2 protein-coding genes and 1 riboswitch are annotated in these 1,102 nt (G+C 41.7%); both genes read right to left on the bottom strand.

Annotated elements, in window-relative coordinates:
• Window positions 1–563 (bottom strand): hypothetical protein (locus CDZ78_RS20820; RefSeq protein ID WP_140414286.1); only part of this gene is annotated, 563 nt, incomplete at its 3' end.
• Entirely contained in the window at window positions 560–823 is a 264-nt protein-coding gene (locus CDZ78_RS20815; protein WP_087871632.1) for a hypothetical protein, read from the bottom strand. The genes CDZ78_RS20820 and CDZ78_RS20815, both read right to left, overlap by 4 nt.
• A gap of 99 nt (window positions 824–922) precedes the next feature.
• A riboswitch (cyclic di-GMP riboswitch) is annotated at window positions 923–997 on the bottom strand.
• Between the last annotated feature and the right edge of the window lie 105 nt (window positions 998–1,102).

Here is a 1,102-nt window from a genome sequence, read left to right as displayed (position 1 = left end):
CCGCCTAGCTGCAGGCCATGAGGATCTTCCTGCCAGGAAATAACCCAGTTTGCTTTGGTCTTTGTGACGACCTCATCCTCTGTATCTGGAACTAGAACTTCATATGTTATAGAGACACCCTTATTAGCATCTGATTTAGCATCCCGCTCTCCACTGGTAAGTTGCAGCGTATTCCAGACAACAGGTATTTCTATTTTATTACCATCTTCATCAAGAATAACACCTGAAACATTATTGGTATAAGCTGCATAAACACAGGAAAAGGGTACACTAACACCTCCACGCTCGTTATAGCTGATTATTCTCTGCGCACCGCCTTCACAATACTTATCTACCCAGGTGACCACAGCATAGTTGCCAGCATTGAAAATATTCGGCTTGCCTGAATCCCCGTAAAAAGCTTCTGCATCACCTAGAACAGGGATACCATCATCATCTAGAGTTTCATTCCATTTAGTATCAATACTGGTTACGCGAGCCGTATTGGAGACATTGATCGGTGCACTCCAGTCATCTGCCTGACTACATTGGTGTTCATTATTAGCAGGATGACACACAGTCACAAATATATCCCGTGCAAATCTGCTTTGGTGTCATAGACAAGGTGTCCTTCGTCATATTCATCAACATACGCATCACCATAGGTTGAAATAAGCCAACCATCACCCACACGAACGAGTTTGGTTTTGCTTGCCGAGCTATTCTCAGACAGCATTTCAGGAGAGCTAAACGAAAACACTCCTGCAATTGCGACCATAGCTATTGATACTCCGCCAAAAAGTACAATACCCTTGGCGAGTTTTTTATTTTTAAATAACAACATGTTCATTCTCCTTTAATCAATTTTTTATATAAAAAATTGGGAGCGAACTCGATTTTCTTATAAATCAAATTGCCTCAACTGACCTATCCTTTGGTCACTTTCGGTAGTCCGGCGATCCGTTCTGAACCCGTAACTTTCAGCCCCTACTTTCCAGCAGGTTTTGCCTTTCGTTGTTTTTTTGTCCATTCGAATTTACTTATACGCTTATCCATATAAAGTTTCTACTGAGTACCTTCAGAGCACCTGATCTCGGGGAATTTACTTTGATCCCAGTTTAAA

This window comes from Bathymodiolus platifrons methanotrophic gill symbiont, assembly GCF_002189065.1.
Taxonomy (GTDB): domain Bacteria; phylum Pseudomonadota; class Gammaproteobacteria; order Methylococcales; family Methylomonadaceae; genus Methyloprofundus.
This window is presented reverse-complemented; position numbering and strand designations above follow the sequence as displayed.

Bases quoted from the DNA above. Each gene is read 5' to 3' on its own strand.
- CDZ78_RS20815 (WP_087871632.1), bottom strand. From the start codon at position 823: ATGTTGTTATTTAAAAATAAAAAACTCGCCAAGGGTATTGTACTTTTT.